The organism is Halosimplex halobium (assembly GCF_051414055.1).
Taxonomy (GTDB): domain Archaea; phylum Halobacteriota; class Halobacteria; order Halobacteriales; family Haloarculaceae; genus Halosimplex; species Halosimplex halobium.
In genome coordinates this window covers 196,859-222,407 of record NZ_JBLKNX010000001.1, presented here as the reverse complement: position 1 = coordinate 222,407, position 25,549 = coordinate 196,859, and the positions used below count along the sequence as shown (strand labels likewise).

22 protein-coding genes are annotated in these 25,549 nt (G+C 73.3%); 9 read left to right on the top strand and 13 right to left on the bottom strand.

Annotated elements, in window-relative coordinates; genetic code table 11:
- Positions 1 to 57: 57 nt before the first annotated feature.
- The 3 genes from ACMGFG_RS01135 to ACMGFG_RS01125 all read right to left on the bottom strand — a co-directional run bounded on the left by ACMGFG_RS01135 (position 58) and on the right by ACMGFG_RS01125 (position 3,134).
- A complete protein-coding gene (locus ACMGFG_RS01135) occupies positions 58 to 1,515 on the bottom strand; it encodes a carotenoid oxygenase family protein (RefSeq protein WP_436928513.1) in 1,458 nt (485 codons plus the stop codon).
- A 53-nt stretch (positions 1,516 to 1,568) separates the two neighbouring features.
- Positions 1,569 to 2,507 (bottom strand): cation diffusion facilitator family transporter, encoded by a 939-nt coding sequence (locus tag ACMGFG_RS01130; protein ID WP_436928512.1) that lies wholly within the window; start codon positions 2,505 to 2,507, stop codon positions 1,569 to 1,571.
- Positions 2,508 to 2,576: 69 nt separating this feature from the next.
- Positions 2,577 to 3,134 (bottom strand): HIT family protein, encoded by a 558-nt coding sequence (locus tag ACMGFG_RS01125; RefSeq protein ID WP_436928511.1) that lies wholly within the window; start codon positions 3,132 to 3,134, stop codon positions 2,577 to 2,579.
- A gap of 102 nt (positions 3,135 to 3,236) precedes the next feature.
- Between ACMGFG_RS01125 and ACMGFG_RS01120 the strand changes: the two genes are divergently transcribed.
- The gene (locus tag ACMGFG_RS01120) at positions 3,237 to 3,434 is read left to right on the top strand and encodes a hypothetical protein (protein ID WP_436928510.1); all 198 of its coding nucleotides are present in this window, start codon (positions 3,237 to 3,239) and stop codon (positions 3,432 to 3,434) included.
- On the opposite strand, the gene ACMGFG_RS01115 is transcribed toward ACMGFG_RS01120, so the two are convergent.
- On the bottom strand, positions 3,429 to 3,890 hold the full coding sequence (locus tag ACMGFG_RS01115; RefSeq protein ID WP_436928509.1) for a GNAT family N-acetyltransferase: 462 nt from the start codon (positions 3,888 to 3,890) through the stop codon (positions 3,429 to 3,431). The genes ACMGFG_RS01120 and ACMGFG_RS01115 overlap by 6 nt on opposite strands.
- A 171-nt stretch (positions 3,891 to 4,061) precedes the next feature.
- On the opposite strand from ACMGFG_RS01115, the gene ACMGFG_RS01110 reads away from it, so the two are divergent.
- Complete coding sequence (locus ACMGFG_RS01110; protein WP_436928508.1) at positions 4,062 to 4,310, top strand: hypothetical protein; 249 nt, start codon at positions 4,062 to 4,064, stop codon at positions 4,308 to 4,310.
- A gap of 27 nt (positions 4,311 to 4,337) precedes the next feature.
- Here the strand turns inward: ACMGFG_RS01110 and ACMGFG_RS01105 are convergent, their stop codons facing one another.
- The 4 genes from ACMGFG_RS01105 to ACMGFG_RS01090 all read right to left on the bottom strand — a co-directional run bounded on the left by ACMGFG_RS01105 (position 4,338) and on the right by ACMGFG_RS01090 (position 7,599).
- Positions 4,338 to 5,207, bottom strand: coding sequence for an NAD-dependent epimerase/dehydratase family protein (locus tag ACMGFG_RS01105; protein ID WP_436928507.1), 870 nt, complete (start codon positions 5,205 to 5,207; stop codon positions 4,338 to 4,340).
- Between the two features lie 45 nt (positions 5,208 to 5,252).
- The gene (locus tag ACMGFG_RS01100) at positions 5,253 to 5,651 is read right to left on the bottom strand and encodes a universal stress protein (RefSeq protein ID WP_436928506.1); all 399 of its coding nucleotides are present in this window, start codon (positions 5,649 to 5,651) and stop codon (positions 5,253 to 5,255) included.
- Between the two features lie 9 nt (positions 5,652 to 5,660).
- Complete coding sequence (gene map, locus ACMGFG_RS01095; protein WP_436928505.1) at positions 5,661 to 6,554, bottom strand: type II methionyl aminopeptidase; 894 nt, start codon at positions 6,552 to 6,554, stop codon at positions 5,661 to 5,663.
- Between the two features lie 64 nt (positions 6,555 to 6,618).
- Complete coding sequence (locus tag ACMGFG_RS01090) at positions 6,619 to 7,599, bottom strand: isoaspartyl peptidase/L-asparaginase (RefSeq protein ID WP_436928504.1); 981 nt, start codon at positions 7,597 to 7,599, stop codon at positions 6,619 to 6,621.
- 269 nt (positions 7,600 to 7,868) lie between these two features.
- On the opposite strand from ACMGFG_RS01090, the gene icd reads away from it, so the two are divergent.
- On the top strand, positions 7,869 to 9,146 hold the full coding sequence (icd, locus tag ACMGFG_RS01085; RefSeq protein WP_436928503.1) for an NADP-dependent isocitrate dehydrogenase: 1,278 nt from the start codon (positions 7,869 to 7,871) through the stop codon (positions 9,144 to 9,146).
- Positions 9,147 to 9,233: 87 nt separating this feature from the next.
- Here the strand turns inward: icd and ACMGFG_RS01080 are convergent, their stop codons facing one another.
- The gene (locus ACMGFG_RS01080) at positions 9,234 to 11,507 is read right to left on the bottom strand and encodes an NHL repeat-containing protein (RefSeq protein WP_436928502.1); all 2,274 of its coding nucleotides are present in this window, start codon (positions 11,505 to 11,507) and stop codon (positions 9,234 to 9,236) included.
- 63 nt (positions 11,508 to 11,570) lie between these two features.
- Entirely contained in the window at positions 11,571 to 15,824 is a 4,254-nt protein-coding gene (locus tag ACMGFG_RS01075; protein WP_436928501.1) for a PAS domain S-box protein, read from the bottom strand.
- A 297-nt stretch (positions 15,825 to 16,121) separates the two neighbouring features.
- Here ACMGFG_RS01075 and ACMGFG_RS01070 point away from each other — a divergent pair, with 297 nt between their 5' ends.
- On the top strand, positions 16,122 to 16,475 hold the full coding sequence (locus ACMGFG_RS01070; RefSeq protein ID WP_436928500.1) for a hypothetical protein: 354 nt from the start codon (positions 16,122 to 16,124) through the stop codon (positions 16,473 to 16,475).
- Between the two features lie 86 nt (positions 16,476 to 16,561).
- A complete protein-coding gene (locus tag ACMGFG_RS01065) occupies positions 16,562 to 17,755 on the top strand; it encodes a hypothetical protein (RefSeq protein WP_436928499.1) in 1,194 nt (397 codons plus the stop codon).
- Here the strand turns inward: ACMGFG_RS01065 and ACMGFG_RS01060 are convergent.
- Both ACMGFG_RS01060 and ACMGFG_RS01055 read right to left on the bottom strand, forming a co-directional pair.
- Positions 17,752 to 18,837 carry a DUF373 family protein gene (locus tag ACMGFG_RS01060; protein ID WP_436928498.1) on the bottom strand — a complete coding sequence of 362 codons (1,086 nt, stop codon included), beginning with the start codon at positions 18,835 to 18,837 and terminating at the stop codon, positions 17,752 to 17,754. The two genes, ACMGFG_RS01065 and ACMGFG_RS01060, sit on opposite strands and share 4 nt — an antisense overlap.
- Positions 18,838 to 18,922: 85 nt before the next feature.
- Positions 18,923 to 20,104: an MFS transporter gene (locus tag ACMGFG_RS01055; RefSeq protein WP_436928497.1), complete on the bottom strand. Its 1,182-nt coding sequence runs from the start codon at positions 20,102 to 20,104 to the stop codon at positions 18,923 to 18,925.
- 250 nt (positions 20,105 to 20,354) lie between these two features.
- Here ACMGFG_RS01055 and ACMGFG_RS01050 point away from each other — a divergent pair, with 250 nt between their 5' ends.
- From ACMGFG_RS01050 to ddh, 4 genes are all read left to right on the top strand, one after another.
- Positions 20,355 to 21,398 carry a radical SAM protein gene (locus ACMGFG_RS01050; RefSeq protein WP_436928496.1) on the top strand — a complete coding sequence of 348 codons (1,044 nt, stop codon included), beginning with the start codon at positions 20,355 to 20,357 and terminating at the stop codon, positions 21,396 to 21,398.
- 288 nt (positions 21,399 to 21,686) lie between these two features.
- The gene (locus ACMGFG_RS01045) at positions 21,687 to 22,109 is read left to right on the top strand and encodes a DUF1648 domain-containing protein (protein WP_436928495.1); all 423 of its coding nucleotides are present in this window, start codon (positions 21,687 to 21,689) and stop codon (positions 22,107 to 22,109) included.
- A gap of 161 nt (positions 22,110 to 22,270) precedes the next feature.
- Positions 22,271 to 23,065 carry a hypothetical protein gene (locus ACMGFG_RS01040; protein WP_436928494.1) on the top strand — a complete coding sequence of 265 codons (795 nt, stop codon included), beginning with the start codon at positions 22,271 to 22,273 and terminating at the stop codon, positions 23,063 to 23,065.
- A gap of 127 nt (positions 23,066 to 23,192) precedes the next feature.
- The gene (gene ddh / locus ACMGFG_RS01035) at positions 23,193 to 24,134 is read left to right on the top strand and encodes a D-2-hydroxyacid dehydrogenase (protein WP_436928493.1); all 942 of its coding nucleotides are present in this window, start codon (positions 23,193 to 23,195) and stop codon (positions 24,132 to 24,134) included.
- A gap of 73 nt (positions 24,135 to 24,207) precedes the next feature.
- On the opposite strand, the gene ACMGFG_RS01030 is transcribed toward ddh, so the two are convergent.
- Positions 24,208 to 25,173: an NADPH:quinone reductase gene (locus ACMGFG_RS01030; RefSeq protein ID WP_436928492.1), complete on the bottom strand. Its 966-nt coding sequence runs from the start codon at positions 25,171 to 25,173 to the stop codon at positions 24,208 to 24,210.
- Positions 25,174 to 25,549 lie beyond the last annotated feature (376 nt).

Genomic DNA, 25,549 nt, shown 5'->3' with positions numbered 1-25,549 from the left:
TCGCTGACCGCGGGAACTCGGCGCCGAGCGCGTCGTCGACACCGGTCGCGCCCCGCCTCACCACTCGGGGAAGTACCGCCCGTGGAAGCCGAACGGGACGGCGTGTGGCAGCGGCGCCCGCGCACGCTCGTCGAGCGTCTCGCCGTCCAGCACCAGGAGGTCGGTCCGCCCCTCGGTCGTGTTCAGTGCCGTCACGAGCACCACGCCCTCGTCGCCGGGCCGCTCGGCGTCGGGCGCCCGGACGAAGACCGGTTCCTCGACGAACAGCCCGGACTGCTCCCAGCGCCGGGATTCGCCCGTCTCCACGTCGACTTTCGCGACGTGGTTCCCGTCGCGCTCGGCGGCCCCCTGGGCGTAGGCGTACCGGTACGGCTTCGTCCGGTCGCCCGGGGCGACCCGCGGGAGTTCCAGCCCCTCGTACAGTGATTCGCTCGTCACTCTGCCCCCCGAGAGCGGGACCCGGAACCGCCGGAGGTGGCCGTCCCGCCCGCTCTCGAACCAGTCGGCCGCTTCCGAGAGGTACAGCCCCTCGACCACGTCGGCGTCCGGGTACGCGACCAGATCGACGACGAGTTCGTCGGCCCCACCGGCGTCCCCGCCGGTCGCGGTGTCGCCCGTCGCGTCCCCTGTCTCGGCCTCGAAGGCGTTGACGTGGTGGAAGACGAACCAGGCGTCCGTCACGCGGGTCGCGACCACGTCGCCGGTGTCGCGGTCGACGACGCGAAAGCGGGTCCCCCGCTCGGGCTCCCAGTCGTAGTTGTCGACGAAGCTATCGTTTCCGGGCAGGAGGAATGAGGCGGGGTTCGTGACGAACGGGTGTTCCGTGAGGACGACGTACCGCTCGGTCAGCGCGAAGCTGTGGACGTAGGCGGGGTCGTCGGCCGGCAGCGTCGCGATCCGCTCGCGGGAGCGCGAGCCGTCGGGGAGCCGGTAGAGCGTGTACTCGCTGGGCCGGCCGAAGGTGGTGAGGAGGCCGACCGTCTCGCCGCGGTGGGGGTCCGGGACGACGTGCGCGCAGTTGACGTGGCCGGCCAGCGCGTCGGCGAAAGCGAACTCGCCGACGGTCGCCAGCGACTCGGGGTCGACCGAGCGAAAGCGGGGGACCTCGGTCATCGCGACCAGCGAGCCGTCCACGCGGGCGACGTGGACGTTGCAGTTGTCCGTCGGCTCGCCGAACAGCAGTTGCCGGACGCGACGGAGGTAGCCGCCGCCGGTGGCGAACTGCCCCGCGATCTCGCCGGTCGCCATCGCGCGGCGGTAGGTCTCCGAGCGCAACGCGCGGTTGGTGTAGCGGACGGTGTCGCTCCCGCCGTCGAACCCGAATCGGTGGAGCATCGCCAGCCCGTCGAACCAGTGGGCGACGCGGTCGCCGCCGACCTCGAAGATGGCCGGCCCGTTGCGGACCAGGGCGCCGTCGAGCCACTCCGGGAGGGATCCCTCGACCGCGAGCGCGCGGTCGTCCACCTCGTCGTCGAGCGTCGCGAACCCCAGTTCGAAGCCGGCCTCCATCGACATACCCGCCCGTTGGGCGGCCAGGGGTGAGTGGCTGGCGGTGGGGCCGCCCGGGGCTACTCCTTCTGGGAGCGCCAGCGGTCGTCGGCCAGCTGGTCGACCTCCTCGTCGGCCTTCCACTCGTCGAGTTCGCGGGGGTCGACGTGGACGAACACGTCGTCGACCTCCGGGAGGTCGCGGATCGAGTCGACGACGGCCGACTCGATGTCGTGGGCCTCGTAGAGCGTCCGCTCGCCCTCGACCTCGATGTGCAGCGACACGTCGATCTCGGGGCCGACGTAGTGGGCGATCACGTCGTGGGCGCCCTCCACGTCCGGGTGTTCGAGCGCCCGGCGGATGATCTCCCGGCGGAGGTCCTCGGGCGGCGCGCGCCCGAGGAGATAGCCGAGGTTGTCGCGGACGACCTCGATCCCGGTGTAGACGATGCCGACGGCGACGACCATCGCGGCCAGCGGGTCCAGCACCGGGTAGCCGGCGCCGGCGCCGAGGACGCCGACGATGGCCGCGCTCGCGGTCAGGATGTCGTTGCGGTTGTCGACGGCGGTGGCGGTCAGCGCCGGCGAGTTGTGCCGGTCGGCGGCCGCCAGGACGTACCGGTAGAGGGCGAACTTCGCGACGGCGGCGACGGCCAGCACCGCGACGGCGGTCGGGCCACGCGAGACGGCCACGTCGCCCGACAGCAGTGCCGTCGCCGACTGGTAGAGGACCGTGCCGCCCGCGACGAAGATGCCCAGCGCGACGAACAGCCCGACGAACGGCTCGATGCGCTCGTGGCCGTGGGGGTGTTCGAAGTCCGGCGGCCGCGTGGTGAGGTAGAGGCCCGCGACCGTGACCAGCGAGTAGACGGCGTCGGAGGCGCTGTTGACCGCCTCGGACTGGACGGCGAGGCTCCCCGTCGCGAACCAGGCGCCGCCCTTCAGCAGCGCGAGGGCGACGTTGGCCCCGAGCAACAACAGGCCCACCCGCCGGAGCACCCGCGGCCGGTCGTCGGTCATCGTCCGGGATTGACCGTCCCGGGTCAAAGCGGTGTCGGGACGGCGAGCGCGCTCACCTGTCGAGCGCACTTACCCGTCGAGGGCGAGTCGGACGGCGTGGTCCTCGCCGTCGACTGTGGCGCCGTCCTGTTCGGCGAACGCCGCGCGGAGGCGGTCGTAGGTGTCGTCGACGGCCTCGACGATGACCTGGGTGTCCGAGATGACGGGCATGAAGTTGGTGTCGCCCTCCCAGCGCGGGACGACGTGGGTGTGGAGGTGGTCGTCGATGGAGCCGCCGGCGGCGCCCCCGCCGAGGTTGAGCCCGGCGTTGTAGGCGTCGGGGCCGAGCCCGTCGTCGAGCGCGTCGAAGGTCCGCTGTTTCAGCCGGGCGTGGTCGAGCAGTTGCTCGTCGTCCAGCTCGCGGTAGTCGCCGGTGTGGTTGTGGGGGATGACCATGACGTGGCCGGGGTTGTACGGGTAGTTGTTCAGGAGGACGAAGGCGCGGTCCGAGCGGGCGACGACCCGCCGGTCGCGGTCCTCGGCGGGGTCGCCCTCGGCGAACGCGCAGAAGACGCAGCCATCGACGTCGTCGTTGCCGCCCTCGCGCTCGACCCACTCGATGCGCCACGGGGCGAAGACCTGGTCCATGCCGGCCCTGCGGGACCGACCCACTAAACCCCGACGGGCGCGCGTTCGCGGCCCGGGACCGAGGGTAAAAACCTATTGACCGGCGCGAACGATGCGGCAGGTATGTCCCGCTCCCTCCGGACCCTGCCCCTCCAGGCGGCCGCGGCGGCGTTCGTCGCCGGCGCCGCGGCCGTCACGCTGTTCGGTGTCCTCGTCGCCGGCGACCCCGTCGAGCGGGCGGCGCTCGGCAGCCTCGGCTACGCCGCCGGCGCCGCCATCGGCGTCTACATCGCCTACGCCGGCCCCGATATCGGCCTATAATTCGCGCTCCAGCACCTGCCCCCACACCTCCAGTTCACGGGACTCGTAGAACTCGCGGCCGGCGTCGTTGCCCGCCCGGCAGGCCAGCGCGAGGTTCTCGCAGTCCCGGTCGCGCGCCCACTCCTCGAGCCAGTCGAGCAGTTCGGTCCCGTAGCCCTCGCCGCGGCGCGGCTCGTCGACGACGAAGTCGTGGACCCAGAGGTGGCGCTCGTGGTGGAGCACCCGCTGGACCGAGACGCCCGCGACCGCGACGAGCGTCTCGCCGCCGGTCGCCTCCGGTCCGTCGTCGGCGCCGTGGGCCCCGTCGGTCTCGTACAGCCCGAACAGCCGGTAGTCGTCCTCCGCGCGCCACCCGCGGACGAACGCCTCGTCGACGTGGCTCCACAGCTGGCGGAGTATCGGGACGGCCTCGTCCCACCCCTCGTCGGTGGTCACCTCCCGAACGCGCGTCGGCATGGGCGACCCGTGCCCCGGGACCGGCAAAACGGTTTCCGGGCCGTGGTACCGAGACACACGGGTGACCGGCGGCCAGTCGACGGCCGACCGCCGGACTGGCTGTCACCCGTCGGGCCGCCGTCTGTGCCAGCCGGCGGAAGGGCTATCGGCGACCCGCGCGTCCCTCCGGTCATGGGACTGCTCGAAGCGATCCTGGTGTTCGCTGTCGGCTACGTCTGCGGCGCGGTCACGCGGATCTTCGCCGGGGTCGCGGCGATCCTCGCGCTCGTGCTCGCGGTCCTGGGCGTCGCGCTCCCGGCGTCGATCGTCGGGATCGTCGACCCGATCCTGGGGGTGTACCTCGGCAACGAACTGCTCTTCCTCTCGGGGTTCCTGTTCGCCATCGCGCACGACCCGGCCGGCGAAGAAAGAGCGGAGTGAGTCGGCTCGCGCCGCGGGAGCGCGGCCTCAGACCGTCGGTTCGTCCACGTCCTCGTCGGCAGCGTCGCGCCACGAGTGGGCGGGCTCCCAGCCCAGCAGGTCGGCGGCCTTCGCGTTCGAGATGGACGAATCGTCGCCCGACAGGTCGCAAGGTTCGGGCACCGACCCGAACTGCTCCGCGAACAACTCGGTCGTCTCCCGGTCGGCGTAGTTCTCGTCGGCGACCGCGAAGACGGCCTCGTGGCCCTCGATATCGGCGTCGAGCGCGGCGACCACGATGGCGGCGATGTCGCGCACGTCGATGTAGCTCCAGAAGTTCCCGACGCCTTCCTCGGGGGGTTCGTTGCCGAGACAGACGTACTCGCCGGGGTACTGGATCCACGAGGGGCGGATCGAGACGACCGGCACGTCGTGGCGGCGGACGGTGGTCCGCGCCAGCGCCTCGCCGGCCTCCTTGGAGACGCCGTAGGGGTCCTCGGGCCGGAGCGGGTGGTCCTCGTCGACGGGGAGGTAGTCCGGCGCCGGCGTCTCGGCGGCGAAGGGGAACCCGAGCGCGCTCTCGGAGGACGCCCAGACGACGCGGGCGTCGGCCCGGCCCGCGGCCTCGAGGACGTTGTACGTCGAGACGACGTTGTTCTCGAAGACCTCGCCGCCGGGGTGGTCCAGCGGGTCGGGGATGGCCGCCCAGTGGACGACGGCGTCGGGGTCGAACGCTCCCACGAGGTCGAACACGTCGCCGCGGTCGGTCAGGTCGGCGACGCGCACGTCGACATTCTCACGTTCGCTCTCGGCGTACCGCTGGTCGACGCACAGGACCTCGTGGCCCTCCTCGGCGAGTCGGTCGACGATCCAGCGGCCGGAGCCACCGAGGCCGCCGGTGACGAGTATCCGTGACATGTGCGATGTCTCGGCGCGCAGTCGGATAAACCCGGAGAAAGCGGATCAGACGGGGACGAGCAGGACCGGCACGGCCCGCGTCTCCAGCACCGCTTCGGTCATGCTCGGCAGGACGAACCGCTCGACCGCGCCGCGCTCGACGTCGCCCATGACGACGTAGGTCCAGTCGCGCTCGGGGTCGGCGGCCACCTCGGCCAGCCGACCCTTCGTCGACGGGCCCGCCTCTTCGTCGTCGGCGCTCTCGACGGCTACCTCCGCGTCGACCCCGGGGGCCGTCCGGTCGAGGGTCGACTCGACCTCCCCGCGCACGTCGATCGACTCGTCGACCAGCTCCCGGAGGTGGTAGACGTAGAGGTCGTCGCCCGCCTCACGGGCCCGCTCGGCGGCGAACGTCAGCACCGACTCGCGGCCCTCGCCGCCGTACGCGACGAATATCGTACCCATGTGCCGTCCCTACCGGCTCCGCGTCGTGACTTCGCAGCCGTCCTCGGTCACGATGATCGTGTGTTCCTTCTGGCTGACCATCCGGCCCTCGTCCTCCTTGAGGACGGGGTAGCCGTGGACGATGTCCTGGCGCTGGAGCCGTCGCAGGGCCATCTTCGGGCGGCGCACGTCGAGCCAGCGGGCGGCGAACGGCAGCGTCCGGAACTCCTCGGTGATCTGGTCGAGCGCCTGGCGGGCGGTGCGGTCGCGGACCGACCCCTCGCGTTCCAGCGCGAAGATCTCCTCCTGGCTGCCCTCCTGGACCTTGCCGCCGCCGTCGGTGGCGAACGGCTCGACCGCGACCACGTCGCCGACCTCGAGTTCGGCGCTCTGCTCGACGGCGCGGTTCGGGATGTTCGGCGTCGTGTGTTGCTCCCAGTGGCCCAGGCCGTGGCCGGTGAGGTTGACGACCGGGTTGTAGCCGTAGCCCTCGATGGTCTCCTCGATGGCGGCGCCGATCTCGCCGGTCTCGACGCCCGGCTCGACGACCTCCAGCGCGGCGTCGAGCGCCTCGGCGGCCGCCTCGGTGAGTTCGGCCTCGCCGGCGAGGTCGACCGTGACGGCCGTGTCGGCGAGCCAGCCGTCGATGTGGACGCCGATGTCGAGTTTGACGAGGTCCTCGCCGATCTCGCGGTCGTCGTCGGGGCCGGCGGCGCCGTGGGCGGCCTCCTCGTCGACGCTGACGTTGACGGGGAAGGCGGGCTCGCCGCCGAGCTCGCGGATGCGGTCCTCGGCCCACTCGCTGATCTCGAGGTACCCGGTCCCGACCTCGACGCGTTCGGCGGCCTCGTCGCGCACCTGCGCGAGGATCTCGCCGGCCTCCCGGCACTTCTCGTACTGCTCGGAGTCCAGATCGACGCTCATGGCTCGCGGTTTGCACCCTGCGGTCAAAGGGTTTCTGTGTCGCCGGAGGCGACGGCGCCCGCCGTCAGTTCACCTGCGCCGTCTGCATCGCCGGGCTGTTGTACGCCTCGCCGACGTTCCCGTCGGCGTCCAGCACGACGATCCCGGCGTCGCCCTCGGCGGCGTCGTCGAACTCCTCGATCGCCAGCCGCGCGGCCGTCGCGGCGTCGGCACCCCGTTCGAGGAGGCCGACCGCCCGACGAGCCAGTCCCTCGCGAGCGATCGCCTCGCCGGCGCCGGTCGCGCTCGCCCCGCCCGCCTCGCTGGCGTAGAAGCCCGCGCCGACCTGTGGCACGTCGCCGACCCGGCCGGCCAGCGCGAGCCAGCGGCCGCCGGTGGAGGTCGCGGCGGCGATCTCCTCGCCCGCCCGGGCGACCGCCCCGACGGTGTCGTGGTCGTGGGGGTCGGCCCGGGACGGCCGGTCAGCCGCCGGGGAGTCGGCCGCGCCCTCGCCGACCGGATCGCCGTCGTCCCCGTCCTCGTCGTCGCTGCCCCCGTCCTCGTCGCCGCTCCCGTCGCGCTCGTCGCTCGCGAAGTGCTCGCGGACCCACCGGAGGTGCGCTTCGGGGTCGTCGGTCGGCGGGTCGGCGTCGCTCCAGCGCTCGCGGGTGCGGTCGGCCCACAGGTCCAGGCCCGTCTCGACGCCGACGGCGCCGGCGAACGAGACCGCCTGCTCGCCGGCGAGCATGACGTGAGGCGTCTCGGTTGCGACCGCCCGGGCGACCTCGACGGCGTGGCAGACGCCCGGCATCGCGGCCGCCGCCCCCGCCTCGCCGTCGGCGGTCATCAGCCCCGCGTCCGTGCGGATCGCCCCGTCGCTCTGGACGGCGCCGCCGACGCCGGCGTTGAACGACGGGTCGACCTCGAGGACGCGGACGGCCGCACAGACCGCCGCGACCGGGTCCGACTCCTCGGTCCCGCGGGCGACGGCCTCGTCCAGCACTGCCTGGCGGTCGGCGGGCTCGTCGGGCGGCGACCCCGCGCCGCCGTGGGCGATGATCTGCATACCCGATCCTGCCGTCCCCGCCGTCATAAGTTCGGCGTCCCGCGATTTCCCGCGGGCGCGCCCCTCACAGCGTACCCACAGTCGGTTTCGGTATCCCGTCCCCACGGTCCGTCTCGCCGGTATGCGAGGATCGTCGACACACTCCTCGGGCATCGTCGAAATCACGTTCGACGATCCCGAACAGATTCGGAGCGCGTCGGGGTTCGTTCCGGCGAAACCACCTCACGGAAAACGGCAGTCCTTTAGGCCCGAACGTGGAATGGCGGCGTATGGGATACGAGTACGACAGGGTTGAGGTTCCGTCTGACGGAACGCCGATCGAAGTCGTCGACGAGGAGGCCGACGAGCTGGACATTCCGGAGAACCCGATCGTCCCGATCATCCACGGGGACGGGATCGGGAAGGACGTCGGGCCGGCCGCCCAGAAGGTGCTCCAGGCCGCCGCGGAGGCGACCGGCCGGGAGATCAGCTGGATGCGGGTGTTCGCCGGCGAGTCCGGCCGCGAGAAGTACGACGAGAACCTGCCCGACGACACCGTCAACGCCATCGACGAGTTCCGCGTCGCCATCAAGGGCCCGCTGACGACACCGGTCGGCGCCGGTTTCCGCTCGCTGAACGTCGCCCTGCGCCAGACGCTGGACTTCTACGCGAACGTCCGGCCGACCTACTACCTCGACGGCGTCCCCTCGCCGATGAAATCGCCCGAGGAGATGGACATGGTCACCTTCCGGGAGAACACGGAGGACGTCTACGCCGGCATCGAGTGGGAGGAGGGCACCGAGGAGGTCGAGCAGGTCCGCGAGTTCGTCGAGGAGGAGATGGGCTTCGACTCGACTATCCACGACGGCCCGGTCGGCATCGGCATCAAGCCGATCACCGAGAAGGGCAGCAAGCGGCTCGTCCGCAAGGCCATCGACTACGCCATCGAGCACGACCGCGACAAGGTCACGCTCGTCCACAAGGGGAACATCATGAAGTTCACCGAGGGGCAGTTCTCCGAGTGGGGCATGGAGGTCGCCGAGGAGGAGTACCCCGACGAGGAGGTCTTCGCCGCGCCCGACTCGCTGTGGGAGACCCAGGACGAGATCGACATCCCCGAGGGCGCCGTCATGGTCGAGGAGCGACTGGCCGACGCGATGCTCCAGTGGATGCAGCTCCGCACCGACGAGTTCGGCGTGCTGGCCATGCCGAACCTCAACGGCGACTACCTCTCGGACGCCGCCGGCGCCCAGATCGGCGGCCTCGGCATCGCGCCGGGCGCCAACTTCGGTGACGCCCGCGTGCTCGCCGAGCCGGTCCACGGCTCCGCGCCCAAGCGCGCCGGCCAGGACCAGGCGAACCCCACCGCGATGATCCTCTCCGGCCGCCTGATGTTCGACTACATGGGCTGGAAGGACGCCGCGGACCTCGTCCGCGACGCCGTCGAGGAGACCATCTCCGGCGGCACCGTCACCTACGACCTCGCCCGCAACCTCGACGACGCCGAGAAGGTCTCGACGACCGAGTACAGCGACGCCATCGTCGACACGATCGAAGACCTCGCGTAGACGGACCCGTTCTCGACTCGCCACGCTCGTTTTTTCACGCCGCCACCTCGTCCAGCCGCCACGCTTCCGCCGACGGTCGCGCTCCACTCACTCCGCACCGGCCCAGGTGTAGTGCTGTGCGACGTGCAGCGTCGAGTCCGGCACCACGACGTCGAGGCCCGGCGCGTCCGAACCGTCGCCGACCGAAAGGAGGTAGGGGAGCCAGAGTTCCCCGGCGGCCGCCTCGCCGCCGAACGCCCGGTGTTCGTCGACCGGGCGCAGCCCGCCTTCAGCGTCCCCGTCCTCCGCGAACACCCGGACCGAGCGGCTGACCAGGTCGAGGACGAACAGCCGCCCCTCGCGGGCGGCGACGGAGATGGGCAGGAGGAACTCGCGGCCGCCGCCGTACCCGGGCTCCCCGACGGGGTGCCACTCGTCGCCGTCGAACCGCTGGAGGCGGTTGTTGTTCTCGTCGGCGACGTAGACGCCGCGGTCGCCGACGGCCACGTCCGAGGGGTTCCAGAAGCCGCCGTCGATGTAGCCGAAACAGCCCCGGTCGCCCCGCGGCTCGGCCCCGTCGAGGACGCGGTCGTAGTCCCAGGCGCCGATCCGCCCGTTCGCCGAGTCGGCGACCCAGACCCGGGCGACCCCCTCGCCCCGCGGGTCGACCGCGATCCCCCGCGGGAGCTTCACCTCGCCGTCGCCCATCCCCCAGGTGCCGAAGGAGTCGACCAGGGTGAGCGAGACGCCGGCGCCTTCGTCCCCTTTCGCCGCGGCTGTCTCGCCCCCGACCGCTTCGTCGACCGCGTAGACGTGGACCTGGCCGACCTCGTCGGCCTCGTGGTAGTGGGCGGTGTAGTCGGTCACGAACAGGCGCCCGCCCCCGCCGGTGCCGGCGGGCCAGTAGGCCAGCCCGAACGGGAACCGCGTCGCCGGGAGTTCCACCGGGTCGACGCGGCCGCCCCGGTGGCCCGCCCGGCGGCCGCGGTCCCCCTCCGCGTCGGCGGCACGCCCGCCGTCGGTGACGGCCCCGGAGTCGTCGGTCCCGTCGGTCACGGCGCCGAAGTCGATGCACCCGAGCCGCCCGTTCGCGCCGTCGCCGACGAGCGCACACCCGTCGAGCGGCGAGTCGGGGTCGGCGACGACGACCGACCCGGTCGGGACGGCGAACTCCCCCGGGCGGTTCCGCGGGGCGCCGACCGACCCGAACCGCCCCGCGGACTCGGTGTGGATGTCGACGGCGTAGGCGCCGATCCGTCCCGCGAGCGCCTCGGCGGTCAGCACCGGAAGCGTCGGGTCGTCGGCGTCGGAGTCGGGCACCGAGACCCCCTCGAAGCCGTCGATGGCGACCGGCCCCCGGAAGCGCTGCTGGGCGTCGCCCTCGCCCGGGCCGGGATCGTCGCCCGAGATGGCGTCGTCCCTTCGCCGGGTCCCGTCTCCCCGCCGGCGGCCGTCGTGAGGGACCCCGATCCCGTCCTCGATGGCGGCGTTCGCCCGGATGTCCTCGCCGTCCTCGGGGACGACGCCGTCGGCGATGCCGACGCTCGTGTAGACGTGGACGCGCCCGGTCGCCGCGTCGGGGACGAAGATCTGGGCGTCGGCGCCCGACCCGACGACGGCCACGTCGCGGGGCATCGGCAGCTCGGCGAGCACCTCGTCGGACAGCCCCTCGAACGGCGCCGCCGCTCCGGTCCGGTCACAGCGGACGACCGTCGCGAGCTTCGGCGGCCCGACCGGGCCGTCGTGGAGCACCCCGTAGCCCGTGTTCGCCACGTAGATCCGCCCCTCGTCGTCGACGTCGAGGCCCTGTGGCCAGTACAGCGGCGTCGGGTTGTCCTCGCCGACCGCCCGGATCGACCGGAGCGCTTCGCCCGACTCGTCGAAGACGACCAGCCGACCCCGCAGGTCCGCCCCCTCGCGGTAGAACTCGTCGGCCGCGATTACCCGGACGCCGTCGGGGTACTCGTGGGCGACGACGCCGTTCGGGTGGAACGTGTCGTCCGCCCCGAACTCGTCGACGGCAGTGACCTGTGGGCAGTCGCCGTCGTACGCGTAGTCGAGCCGCTGGACCCGGCCGTTCCCGGTGTCGGCGACGTAGACCGCGCGGTCGGTGGGGTGGTGGGCCAGCCGCATCGGGAGGTCGAATCGGTCCGGCCGCGACCCCGCACCACCGACGGCGGCGAGCAGCCGGTCCAGGTCGTCGTCGACGACGAGCAGCCGGTTGTGGCCCGAGTCGGCGATCCAGACGTTGCCCTCGGCGTCCTGTGCGGTCCCGACCGGCGACGCCAGCCGGGGGTCGACGCCCCCCAGCGACGCCGGGAGCGACGGGGACCGGTCCCTCGCTCGCAGTCCGTAGCACCCACGGAAAGTGAACCCGCCCATACCGATCGATCAGTTGCCAGGTCTATGTGAGTTGCTATCGGGCGACGGGCGACCGCGGGCGACTCACTCCGCCGTGGACGACTTCGCCGGCGAGCCGTCCGCGGCGGGCAGCGAGACGACGGCGGCGGGGCCGTCACCCGAGTCGTCGACGCGGGCGCTCCCCGCCGAGCGGTCGAGGACCCAGGCGAACAGCCAGGCGCCGGCGTCGCGGTGGCGGTCGAGGGTCGCCTCCGGCGGCGCGGTGAACGGCTCGACGGCGCCGCGGTCGACACGGGCGTCCGGGAGCGAGACGCGAATCTCGACCCGTCCGTCGGTCTCCTCGGCGCGGACCCGGAGGGTCGGTTCGTCGGCGTCGCTGGCGCGGGCGAGCGCACCGAACAGCGCCTCGAAGGCCGTCGCGACCGACGGCGGGGCGACGACCGCACAGTCCGCGGGGACGGCCGCCGACACCGCCACGGGCCCGCGCCGCTCGGCGGCGGCCTCCGCGGCGGCGTCGACGACGGTCGACAGCGACTGCGGGCGCACGCCGTCCCGTTCGAGCGCCCGCTCGGCCGCGCGGGCCGTCGTCGCGGTCGCCGCGAGGTCGTCGCTGGCGCGCTGGATCGACCGCGCCAGCGCGAGCGGGTCGTCGCTGTCGTCACTGTAGTCGCTGTCCTCCGCGTCGGCCAGCGCGTCGGCGATGAGCTGTGCGTGGCCGGTCACGAGCGTGAGTTCGTTGCGGAGGTTGTGCCTGAGGACCCGCCCGAGCACGCGCTTGAGCCGGGCGAGCTCCGCGGCGCGGCGCTCGCGGGCCGTGACCTCCCGGCAGGTGCAGACGGCGCCCTCGACGGAGTCGGGGTCGGTGACGGTCAGCTCGTAGCGGTGGCGGTCGCCGTCGGCGCCGCGGACCCGCGCACAGAGGGTCCGGTCGCCGCCGGCCGGCCGCCACCACTCGTCGGGCCCCGCGTCGTCGCCGCGGTCCGCGGCCGCGTCCGGGCTGCCATCGTCGGCACCGTCCCGAGTCTCCCCGTCGGCGACACCGCCCCGACTCCCCCCGTCGCCCGCGTCGTCGGCACCCGCCCGGCCGCACGCGGCACCGACGGTCGGGAAGACCTCCCGGACGTGGGTGCCCCGCAGCGCCGATCGGGGGCGACCGAGCAGGCGTTCGAGCGCCTCGTTGACCAGCGTCAGCCGGCCGTCGGCGTCGACGACGAACATCGGGTCGCCGGCGCTCTCGACGAGCGTCCGGGCGCGTTCGAGCCGCGGGTCCGCGGCCCCGCCGGTCGCCTCGCGGCCGACGTTGACGACGCCGGCGTACTCCCCGTCCTCGCGGCGGACGGCGAACTGGAGCGCCAGCGTGACCCGCTCGCCGTCGGCCGTCTCGAAGGCCACGTCGAGGACCTCGCTGTCCAGCTCCGGCGTCGCGAGCAGCCGCTGGACGGCCAGCTGCCCCTTCTCCAGCTCGCCCGGCGCCATGAACTCCGCCGAGTGGGTCCCGGTCATGTCCCCGTACCCCAGCGCGTCGGCGAACGCCTCGTTGTGGTAGACCACCTCGCCGTTCGCGTCGACGACCGAGACCCGGTCCCGGGCGTGGTCGACCAGCGCTGCCAGCAGCGTCCGGCGCCGCTCGCGGGCGGCCAGCGGCGTCAGGTCCCGCGCGTAGCGCACCCGGAGGTCGTCGCCGCCGACCGTCAGCGACAGCGCCCACTCGCCGACGTGTCGCAGATCCGTCCCGTCGGTCGCGGTCCGGACCGCCGCGGCCGCGCCGCCCGGGGGCGGGTCGGTCGCGTCGGCGAACCCGGGGTGGCCGTCCGGGACGCGGGTCGCCGTCCCCGCACCGCTCGCGACGCGGACGGCCGCGTCGGCCCCGGATCCGACCGCGGCGTCGCTCCCGTCGTCGGGGCGCTCCGAGCCGGCCCCAGCCGTCGACACGTCGACATCGACCGACGCGCCAGGCGGGTCGACCCGTCGGGGGCCGGCGTCGACCCCGACGAGCGCGAGGACCTTCTCGACCAGGAAGGTCGCCGGCGCGGTGCCCGTCCCCTTCTCGACGAGGCTGTCGACGGCGGCGAGCCGCTCGCCGTCGATCCCGGTGTGTGCGGCGCCGGCGTAACAGACGACGGGCGCGTCGGCCCGGTCGGCCGCCGCGGCGAGGCGGTCCCAGTCGGAGTCGGCGATACAGTCGGTGACCAGGCAGTCGACGCGGCCGGCCTCCAGCGCCGCGACCGCGGCGTCGACCCCTTCGGCGCGCTCGACGGCGACGGTCGGGCCGACGCCGGCGGCGGCCTCGCGGATCCGCGCCGTCGCCGAGCGGTCCGGGTCGAGGTGGCAGACGCGCACGTCCGCGTCCTCGGGCCCGGCCGTGTCGGCCGCGTCGCCGCCGGCCATCGGCCCGCCGAGCCCGTCGGCGCGGTCGAACCGGACCGTCGCGCGGGTGCCGTCGCCCGTCTCGAACGAGAGGTCGCCGCCGGACTTGGCGACGACCCACTCGACGAGCCAGAGGCCGACGCCGCTGCCGTGGTCCAGCGGCGTCTCCGCGCCGCGTTCGAGCGCCGCCAGCTCCGCGTCGGGGATCCCCGGGCCGTCGTCGACGACCGAGAGCGTCACCGACCGCTCGTCGACCGTCCCCGTCACCGAGACGGTCGGCGCTTCTCCCGCGTGGGTGGTGGCGTCCTGCTGAGCCTGCGAAGCAGGACTCGTCGAGCTGTGCTCGACGGCGTCGTCGGCCCCCGGCCGACGGCTCGTGGAACTGTGTTCCACGGCGTTTTCGACGAGGTTCCGGACGGCGAGGTCGACGACCGGCACGGCCCACACGTCGACCGACGGGGCGTCGACGTCGAGCGTGGCCGCGGACGGCGGGTCGACGGAAGCGACCGCCCGGTCGACGGCCTCGTCGAGCGCGACCGCCGTCGGCTCGGGGTCGGTGTCGACGATGCGCTCGACCGCCGCGGTCTTGGTGACCAGGTCCGCCAGCGCGTCGGCCCGCTCGCCGATCGCTCCCGCGAGCGCCGCGCGTTCGCCGTCGACGCGTTCGGTCAGGCGGTCGGCCAGGTCGCCGATCTCGCGGACGCCGTCGGCCACATCCGTGCGGACGACGCCGGCGAGCAGCCGCCGGAGCTGTTCGAGCTCCCGGCGGCGGCGCTCGCGCTCGGTCACGTCGCGGAAGGTGCCGACCGTCCCGACGACGGCCCCGTCGGTCCGTACCGGCCCGAACGTCGCCTCGAACCGCCGCTCGCGCCCCTCGGCGTCCGGGAGCCGCAACTCGGTGTCGTGCCACCGGCGGCGGTCGCCCGCGCGGACCGTCTCCAGCGCCGCGGCGATCCGGTCGGCCGCCGCGTCCGGCACGGGGTCGGTCGCGGGCACCCCCTCCAGGGCCGCGGGGTCGACGCCGAGAAACTCGCCCATCGCCCCGTTGGCGAGCGCGATCCGGTCGTCGGCGTCGACGACCCACATCGGGTCGGCGGCGCTCTCGACGAGCCGCCGGTACCGCTCGGCGCGACCCGCCCGCTCGGACGGCCGGTCGGGACGGCGTGCCGCGCCCAGGATACCCCCTTCCGGCCGCGCGGTCAGCGCCACCGACAGCCGGACCCGCGAGTCGCCCCACCGGAACGCGAACTCGCGGGTCAGCTCCGTGTCGGGGTCGAGTTCGGCGACCGTGGCCACCCACGCCGCGCGCTCGTCGTCGACGACGAGCCGGGCGACCGGTCGCCCGACGAGCGACGCCGGCTCGGCGCCGAGCCGCGACGCGAACGACTCGTTGCAGTAGGCGACCCGCCCCTCGCCGTCGGTCGCGAGGAGGCCGTCGCGGACGCGCTCCGCGAGCGTCTCGACGGTGTCGAGCCCGTGGTCCCGGGCACGGACTCGCGTCACGTCCTCGAACAGCTCCACCCGGTCGGCCGCCGAGTCGGCCGGACACGGCGCGGCGGCGTGGCGGTACACCCGCCGACCTGCGTCGGTCCCGAACGCCACCGCGGTCCCGTCGGTCGCCGCTCCCTCGGCGGCCGCCGTCGCGACCCGATCGACCGTTCCGGGATCGGTCGCCGCGGCCGCGAGCGCGTCGTAGAAGTCCCCATCACCGGCTGCAACCGCGGGGTCGATCCCCAGGGCGTCGTCGAGCGCGGCCGTCGCGTCGACGACGCGGCCGTCCGCGACCGCCACGGCGATACACCGGCGGGCTCGGACCGCATCTGGAACGTTCCCGTCCGCGATTTCGCCCGCGTCGAGCTCTGTGTCGGCCGACGCGCCCTCGGCTGGCGGTTCCGCTCGGCCGGTGGCCGCCGGCTCGTCGGTCGGCGGCTCCGCTCGGTCGCCGTCCGTCCCCGAGTCCCCGCCGGTCATCGACAGTTTCGAATCCCTCGGGCGAGCGGCGGCCGCCGCTGGCGCGGCCCGTCGCGGCTCGCCCGGACGCCCCCTCGTCCGTTCGTTGACACGACCGCGGGTAGCGGGCCGCGTGCGATAAAAGTACCGTCGCCGGGTGCGAGCGCGTCACGGGCGACGACCGCGGCCGTGCAGTCGGCGCCAGCGGGGCGGAACGTTCACACCGATCCGGTCCTAACGGCGCGGCGTGACACGGACGCGTCGGTGGGCCGGGTGGCCGGCCGCCACGAGACGGCGCCGGCGGGGTGAGCGGGCGGCGTGAGCGCGACGCTCGACCTCGAACCCGGGCCGGCCGCCGTCGGCACGCTGGTCGGCCTGGCGGGACTGGTCTTCCTGCTGGAACCGTTCGTCGGGCCCGTCCCGGTCGGCGGCCTGCGCGTGCGGCCGGTCGCGCTCTCGGCGGCCGTCCTCGCGGTCGCGCTGCTGCTCGGCGCCGTCGTCTTCTATCGCCGGGGTCGGCGGCTGTTCGCGCTGGCCCACGCCGTCTTCGGCCTCGCGTGGGCGGCCATCGTCCTCGGGACGGCGACCGGGAGCGGGACGCTGCTGCTCGGCGGCGTCGTCCTCGTGATCGCTGGCTGCGGGTTTCTCGTGAGCCAGGCGCGCGAGCGGTGATTGCGGTTCCGCGGTCGCGAACGGCGACCGGGGGCAGTCACCGCGGACCGAAACGGATTACACCGACCCGTGTGCCGACTCGTGGTATGCGACGTGACTGGTGGGTGACACTGGCCGCCGCGGCGCTGGTGGTCCTGTCGGGCTGCGCGGCGCTGGGCGGGGGGACGGCGACGCCCGGTGCCGACGCGCCGACGGACTCGCCGGTCGCCACGCCGACGGCCACACAGGGCGAATCGACGACGAACGACGCGGGTACGGCGACGGGCGGCGCGGGTGCGGCGGGGACCGACCGGGCGGGCGTCGACTCGGCGGAGTCGACGGCGACCGGGACGCAGTCGACGCACACGCCCGGGACGCGTGCGACGCCGGGCGAGGGACAGTCGCTCCCGCCGGGCGTCCGCGCCGACGGGACGGTCAACGAGACGGCGCTGCTGGTCGCCCACTTCGAGGCGGTCGCCGCCTCCGGGTGGCGGCTCCACCATCGGAACGGCGACGACTCGCAGGTGGTCTACAGCGTCGACGGCGAGCAGTACGAGCGCGACGACCGGGGAGCGGCCTGGTACTCCGGGGGCGTGCTCGTCACGAACCGGACGCTCGTCGGTCCGCCCTACGAGATGGAGTCGGCGTCCAACACGACGACGGGGGCGATCGGACCGACCAGCGGGATCAGCCTGGCGCTGAGCGTCCGGATGGCGACGAGCGACTACGCGTGGACCGGGACCACGGCGTCGGACGGCCGGACGCTCCACGAGCTGCGGATGACGGGACCGAAGGGCGCCGGCGCGTCGCTGGGCCACTACACCGGGCGGCTGCTCGTCGACGACGTGGGCCGGATCCACCGACTGACCGGCGAGGTCGGCGACAACGAGTCGGTCGCCGACACCTACGACTTCGACTACGAGTGGGGCGTCGACCGGGCGCCCCGGCCGCCGTGGCTCGACCGGGTCCCCCGCGGGGTCGTCGAGAAGACGCCCGACGGAACCGCCCTGAACGTCACGCTGACCGGCGGCGCGGCGGTCCCGGCCGGGACCGAGTTCGAGTTCACCCACAACCTGACCACCCGGACGGTCACACTCGACGAGCGCCTCGAACCCGGCGAGTCGCTGTACGTCGGGCTGCGCGAGCGCGACGGCGACCGGTCGGCCGTCACCGCCCGGCAACCGTTCGACGGCGAGGGGCTGGTGGACCTGCGCGGGCAACGGACGGGCCTGTCCGGCACCGCGACCGTCGACGGGGTCGGCGTCGACCTGTCGTTCACCGTCGGCCGGCTCGACATCTAGGTCGGCCTGGCGCGGCCGCCGAACCGCGACTCGGCGAGCGCGAACGCGAAGGTGCTGGCCAGGCCCAGAAGCGTCGCGCCGGTGAGGGTGAAGGCGAGATACGACAGGTCGCCGTACGCGAGGACGAAACTGGAGACCCCGTGGAGGATGAAGGCGATCGCCAGCACGTAGACGGGCGCGTTGAGGTGGCGCCACTCGAACTCGCCGTCGATGTAGCCGTCGACGACGCGGCCGAGGCTGCTGGTGACGCCCGCGGCCGCGAACCAGCGCAGCGAGCCGTAGACGAGCGCCGCGATCACCTCGATCACGGTCAGCGCGTCGCCGGGCGCCGACTGGAGCTCCTGGACCGTCTGGGCGCCGGTGAACCCGCCGATCACCAGCAACAGGCCGGCGACGAGGTAGGTCACCAGCGAGACGCGCCCGGCGTAGAGCCCCTCGCGGACCCGGTCAACGAACGCGTCGAGCCGTTCGCCCAGCGCCAGCCCGCGCGACAGCAGGTAGAAGCCGATCAGCGCCGACGTGACGCCGAAGACGGCGCCGGGCATGTCGAGGCGCTCGGCCAGAAGCGACAGGGGGTAGATGAGCAGGAGGATGCCCATCGGGATGAGGATCGTCCCCCGCGTCTCGGGGTCGTCGAGCACCTGCTTGATCGTGTAGTACATCGACTCCAGGTCCTGGGCCTGCCGGACGACGACCCGCTGGACGCCGTCGATGGGCACCCGCGAGCGGATCACCGGGAGGACCGACTCGTCCTGGGCGCCGTCGGTGACGACCATCGCGCGCACGTCCTCGCCGGTGGCCAGCCCCGCCAGCACCTCGTCGAGTTCCTCGCCGACGGCGCGGTTGGCGGCCACGTCGCTGCCGTCGACACCGGTGACCGCCGCCACCTCGACGGACTCGTCGTCGACCCGGTCGGCGATGTGCAGCCCCTCGAAGAGGACGTTCACGTCGCTGTCCTCGGGGTCTGCGGTCGCCAGGTCGACGGCCGCGGCCTCGACGGCGTCGCGGCCGACCACCGGCGTCTCCACGCCCGTCTTGCGCCCGAGGTCGTCGTCGAGGTCCACGCACAGGACCAGCAGCATCGGTCGGGAGTAGGCTACGGCCCTGTATCAGTCTTCGGGGCTCGCGTGGCGTCGAGAGGGCGGTGTCGGGACGGGACCTGGTCGGTCAGGTCGGCGCGCCCCGGCGAGCTTGGTAGACCCGCGTCACGCCGGCGACGACGAGCATGGCGACCAGCAACGCGGGCAGGATTCCGAGCGCCGCGCGGAGGCCGACGCGCTCGGCCAGCAGGCCGACGACGGGCGGGACGAGTGCGATGCCGACGTAGCCGGCGCTCGTCGAGATAGCGTTGACGGGGCCGCTGTACTCGGGGGCGGCGTTCATCCCGAACGCAGAGAGGGTGGGAAAAGTAGCAGAGATCACCAGCCCCAGCGCGAAGACGGCGACGAACAGCCAGCGGCCGCTGGCGAGGTATATCGTCGCGAGCAGCGCGGGCATGGTGAGCGTCAGCGTCACGAGCACGAGGTCGAGCGTGCGGCCGGTGCGGTCGGCGAGGTAGCTGTAGGCCAGGCGGCCGGGGACGTACGCCGCGAGGAACGTCGAGAGGACGAGGTTCGCCTCCGCCGCGGGGAGTTGCCGGGCCGCGAAGTACGGCAGCCAGGTAAAGAGGGTCCCCTCGATGCCGCCGTTGAACACGAGGACGCCGGTCATCCCCGCGACGGCGGGCTTGCGGAGGACCTCCCGGAGGTCGCCGAGAGTGAGTTCCCGCTCGGTCGCGACGGAGTCGGGCAGGTCCAGCCGGACGAGCAGGACCGTCGAGACGAGGAAGCCGACGGCGACGACGCCGTAGGCGAACCGCCAGTTCCCCGCGGCCAGCGCGGCGGTGACGACGAGCGGGCCCGCGGCGGCGCCGGCGGCCCACACCAGCGCGTAGCGGTTGAAGATCCGTGCGCGCCCCTCCGGGTAGAGGTGGCCCAGCACCGCCCGGTCGAGCGCGCGGAACGGGCCCGTCGCCACCCCGCGGAGGAACAGGGCCGCGAGGAAGACGAGGAAGACCGGCGCGATCCCCGTCAGGACGGCGCCGACGGCGACGACGGCGGCGCTGCCCACTAGCGCGCGGTAGATGTCGATGCGGCCGGCGACCAGCCCGACGACCAGCACCGAGGCGACGAACCCGAGCGTGCCCGCCGTGGCGACGAGCCCGAGTAGTCCCTGCGAGACCTGGAAGCTCTCCTCGATGCTGGGCAACAGAGCGCCCCGCAGTTGAAATCCGACGGCGTCGGTGGTGACGAACGCGAAGATGGCGACCGTCCACAGCAGGCGCTCGCGGCGGTCGGTGGGCTCGGCCACGTCAGTCTCCCGTCGGGATCGGCGGCTCGTCCTCGTCGCGCGACTCGGTCCGGCTCACTGGCCGAATCGAACGGGGCCACCCCCAATAGGGCCGCGCTCGCGGCCGGAGTTTCCGGTTCGTGCGGCGGTCGCGGTTTCCGGGTCGCGTGGCGGTCCGGGGTTCCGGACCGCGCGGGCCGCGGGCGCCACCGGTTGACATCCCCGGTCGGGAACACACGACTTTTCCCGCTCGACGGGATAGGTAGAGCCGATGATATCCGAGGGCTGCGAACAGTGCGCCAAGGGCGGGAAGATGGTCCTGTTCGTCTACGGTTACTGCGACCAGCGCGACTGTTTCTACTGTCCCCTCGGCGAGAACCGCAAGAACGTCAACCAGGTCTACGCCAACGAGCGGCCCGTCGAGTCCGACGAGGACGTGCTCGAGGAGGCCGAGCGCATGGACGCGCTCGGGGCGTCTATCACCGGCGGCGAGCCCCAGGAGGCGATGGGCCGCACCACTCGCTACCTCTCGCTGCTCAAAGACGAGTACGGCGAGGACTTCCACACCCATCTCTATACCGGCATCACCGGCGGCCGGGAGAACATGCGCCGGCTCTCGGAGGCCGGCCTCGACGAGATCCGCTTCCACCCCCCCTACGAGCAGTGGGGCGACCTGCACGGCACCGAGTGGGAGGAGATCCTCTACGTCGCCCGCGAGGAGGGGCTGACCCCCGCGTTCGAGATTCCCGGCATCCGCCCCGAGCAGGAGTTCATCGACTTCCTCGACGAGGGCGCGGCCGACTTCTGCAACATCAACGAGTTCGAGATGTCCGACGGCAACTACCGCCGGATGCAGGAGGAGGGGTTCGAGCTGCGCGACGAGCACATGAGCGCCGTCGACAGCCCGCGCGAGCAGATCTTAGAGGAGATGGGCGACCACGAGAAGGTGTACTTCTGCACGAGCGTCTTCAAGGACGCCGCCCAGCACCGCCGGCGGCTCAAGCGGATGGCCCGCACGCTGCGCCGCCCCTTCGACGAGATCACCGACGACGGCACCCTCGTCTACGGGAAGACGTGGGTCGACGCCGCGCGGCTCGACGAACTCGGCGTCCCCGAGGAGTACTACACCGTCAAGTCCGACCACGTCGAGGTGGCGTGGTGGCTGCTCGAGGAGATGGTCGAGGAGGGCGACGTGCCCGAAGGGGAGATCGTCGAGCAGTACCCCACCTACGACGGGACGGTCGTCGAACGGACGCCCCTGTCGGGCGGGAGCGGTGGCGGCAGCGACGGCGGCCGGTCCGCGGCGGGCGACTGATCCGTCCGGCGCCGCAGGCGCCGGTTCATCGCATCGAGCGGAGCGAGATGCGCCTTTTTGCCCCATCTTTTTGCGCGAGTGGTACCCGCAGGGAGCGTAGCGACCGAGGATACCCGAGCGCAAAAAGGTGGTCGCGGCAGTACCCGACCTACGACGGCACCGTCGTCGAACGAACGCTGCTGTCCAGTAGTGGCGGTGGCGACGGCGACGGCGGCCAGCCCGCGGCCAGCGACTGACCGTCCGGCACATCCGCGGTAGGTATTTGTCGCGCTGGCGAGAGGGGCCCGTATGCTCGGCGGACTCGACCGCTACGACTGGCTGTCGCTGGCGCTGGTCGCGGCGACGCTGGTGGCGGGGCTGGCGCTGTGGGACCGGCTGCCCGCGGAGATGGCGATCCACTTCTCGGCGTCGGGCGAGCCGGACAACTTCGCGTCGAAGCCGGTGGCCGTCGTGTCGCTGCCCGCCGTCATGCTCGCGACGCTTCTGTTCATCGAGGGCGCCGGTCGTGTCGACCCGCCGGCGGACCCCTCGGTACTGGGGGTCGTGACCGTCGCGACGATGGCGCTGCTGGCCGCCGTCCAGGGGCTGCTGTTCGCCTGGAACCTCGGGTACGAGGTGCCCTTCGAGCTGTTCGTGGCCGGCGTGGGCGTCTGGGTGGTCGTCGTGGTCGGGTACACGGTCGCCCGCGAGCGACGGGCCGGTCTCGGCTGACCGTGCTCGACTGACGGGGCCGGACGCCATCGGTGACGACTCCGTGGAGGCGTCCGATGGGCCGCCGCGCCGCGCTGCGTGGCCAAAGGTGTTTTGTGGGTTTGACATGAACGCGGGGGTGTGCCCGCAGTGGACTGCGATCGGACGAGGGAGGGGTGTCGATGAGCGACCGGACGCTCGGCCGGCGGGCGGGGGAACTGGTCGCCGCGGTGGTCGTGGTGGCCGCGGTGGCGGTGTTCGCGCGGCGGGTCGGGCCGGACCTGTCGGTGACCGTCCAGTCGGCGCTGTTCGGGCTGGGCGCGACCCTCGCGGTCGTCGGGGCGGCGGCGACCCGATTCCGGCAGGGACTGCTCTTCCTGTACGCCGCGCTGCTCGCGGGGGCCGTCGGCTACGCGGCGTCGACGCACTCGCTCCGGACGGCGGGGACGTTCGCGGCCGTCGGACTCGCGCTGGTCGCGCTGTTCGGCGCGGTCTACGTCGTCGAGGAGCGCCGCTACCGGCTGCGCCGCGGGGAGGCCGTCGCGGCGGTCGTCGTGGTCGCCGTCGCGGGCGGGGCCCTCGTCGCGGCCGACCTCGGGACGAGCCCGCTGACCTACGAGACGACCGTTCACGACGCGGCGGAGATGCCCGCCGACCCCGAGCAGTCGACGGCGGTCGTCGTCGGTGCGGCGACGGTCGACAACGACTTCGTCTACCGCGAGCAGGTCTCGTTCCCCGCCGCGCGGGCCTGCGTCTTCAACGGGACGGCCCGGGCGGACGTGCCCGTCCTCTACAGGGCCGGCGGGTCGTACTTCCCGTCGAGCGTCGGCGGGAACGGCCTGATCCGCGCCGACATGACGGTCCTCCCGTCGCAGGCGACCGTCGAGTCGCTGTCGGCGACGGTCCCCGTCGAGCGCGCCGAGAAGTGTCCGGCCGCCAGCGACCGCGAACGGATCGTGGTCGTCGTCGACGAGTAGTCGGCGCCGACCGCGCCCCCCGGCCGCTCGGGCACGCGTCTGTCGCCCCGTCGCGGACCGGCGCTCCGGCACGTTGACCCCCGAGTTCGGAGCAACAGTTACCGACCAGCGTCGTGTACGGCCGGCCATGCGACTCGACACGATCGGCGTCGACGAGTCGGTCGCGGCGGTGTTCCCGCCCGAGCGGCTCGTCGAGCGACTCGCCGACGCGACCGCGGAGTCGGGTGTCGACGTGACGGGCGTCGACGGCTCGCCGGCGTCGCTGGCCGACTGCGACGCCGTCGTCACCTTCGAACACCGCGACGCGTTCCTCGACCTGGAGTGGGTCCACTCGATCCAGGCCGGGGTCGACCGCTTCCCCCACGACCGCCTGCGCGAGCGGGGCGTCGCCCTGACGAACAGCACCGGCATCCACGGCGACGCCGTCGGCGAGACGGTCGCGGGGTTCGTCCTCGCCCTGGCGCGGCGGGTCCACCGCCACGCCGCCAGCCAGGCCGACCGCGAGTGGGACCGGCCGGCGTGGGACGAGGCCTGGACGGTCGCCGGCGAGCGGGCCTGCGTCGTCGGCCTCGGCGGCCTCGGCCGGGGGATCGTCGACCGGCTGACCGGGCTCGGGCTCGACGTCGAGGGGGTGCGCCGCGACCCGCTGCCGGAACCGGGCGTCGACCGAGTGTACACGACCGACCGGCTCCGGGAGGCCGTCGCCGGCGCGCGGTTCGTCGTCCTCGCCGTCCCGCTGACCGACGCGACCCGCGATCTGGTCGGCGCCGACGAACTCGCGGCGATGGACGAGGACGCCTACCTGGTCAACGTCGCCCGCGGCGGCGTCGTCGACCAGTCGGCGCTGGTCGACGCGCTGCGCGACGACGAGATCGCCGGCGCAGCCCTCGACGTGTTCGAGACCGAACCGCTGCCCGACGACTCGCCGCTGTGGGACCTCGACGACGTGATCGTCTCCCCGCACTGCGCGGCTTACACCCGCGACTACTACCGTCACGTCGCGTCCATCGTCGCGGAGAGCGTCCGCCGGGTCGCCGACGGCGACGACCCGGTCAACCGGGTGCGCTGAATTCCCCGGCCGGTGCGACCGACTTCCGCCGGCGGAGTCGCGCTCGACGGTCAGTCTCCGGGCGGTTCCGGCGTCAGGGCTCGATCACGAGCTTGCCGAGGAAGCTGTCCTCCATGACGGCCCGCTGGGCCTCGCCGGCTTCCTCCAGGTCGTAGCTGCGGGCGAGTTCGATCGACAGCCGGTCCCGTTCCATCAGGTCGGCGACGCCGGCGAGCCCGACCCGCAGGTCCGGCATGTTGAACATCGACATGAACTGGTAGGACACGTCCTTCGAGCGGGCGGCGCCGTCGTCCGTGAATCCGGGGTCGGGGCTGTTCTCGCCGATCCCGACGACGCGGGCGCCCTGGGCGGCCACGTCGGCGTCGAACTGGAGGTAGTCGTCCAGCCGGTGGTCGAGCACGGCGTCGACGCCGCCGTCGGCGGCGTCGCGGACCGCGTCGGCCAGGTCGTCGCGGCCGTAGTCGAGGACCGTCCCCGCGCCCAGGTCGGCGAGGTCGTCGTGGTAGCCCTCGCTGGCGGTGGTAATCACGCGGGCGCTGACGGCGTCGGCGACCTGGACGGCGGCGTGGCCGACGCCCCCGGACCCGCCGTGGACGAGGCAGTCCTCGGCCGGGTCGAGGGCGGCGTGGTCGACCAGCGCGCGCCACGCCGTGACGGCCGCGACGCCCGCGGCGCCGGCCTCCGTCAGGTCGACGCCGTCGGGCAGGGCGACGACGCGGTCGGTGGGGACGGTCGCGTACTCGGCGTAGGCGCCCTGGTAGCCGGCGTTGCCGACCCCGGTGCCGAACACCCGGTCGCCCTCGGCGAACCCATCGACGCCGTCGCCGGTCGCGGCGACGGTCCCCGCGAAGTCGACGCCCGGCGTGAACGGGAGGCCGACGGGCTCGTAGGAGCCGTCGCGGAAGTAGGTGTCGACGGGATTGACGCCGGCCGCCGCCACCTCGACGAGCAGTTCGTCCGACGCGGGTGTCGGACGGTCGGTCTCCTCGACCCCGAGGACCTCGGGGCCGCCGTGGTCGTGCAGACGGACTGCGCGCATGTCGGTCGGACGAACGGGCCGACGAAGGTTAACTGTGGGCGTCGCACGGACGCTCGCTCCCCGCTCCGCTCCTGGCGCCCCCGTGCCGACTGCCGGGGTGGTCCCCGACCGCCGGACTGCTCGGTGACACCGGGATCGATACCTAATCTCTGAGGCCCGGAGAACTTCCGTCTTCGGCCCTAACTACGGACTGGCTCGTGTGACCGCGAGCCCCATCCCACCACGGATGCACCCCACCCGCGACCCACCCCGTCCACACCCACCCGTTCCCGCGCTCGGGGGAGCGTAGGAACCCACCCTTTCCCGGACCCCTCGTGCCGGCGACCGTTCGTCCCCTTCGCCGTCTCCACTTTTCACCCCTCGTACGCACCGAACA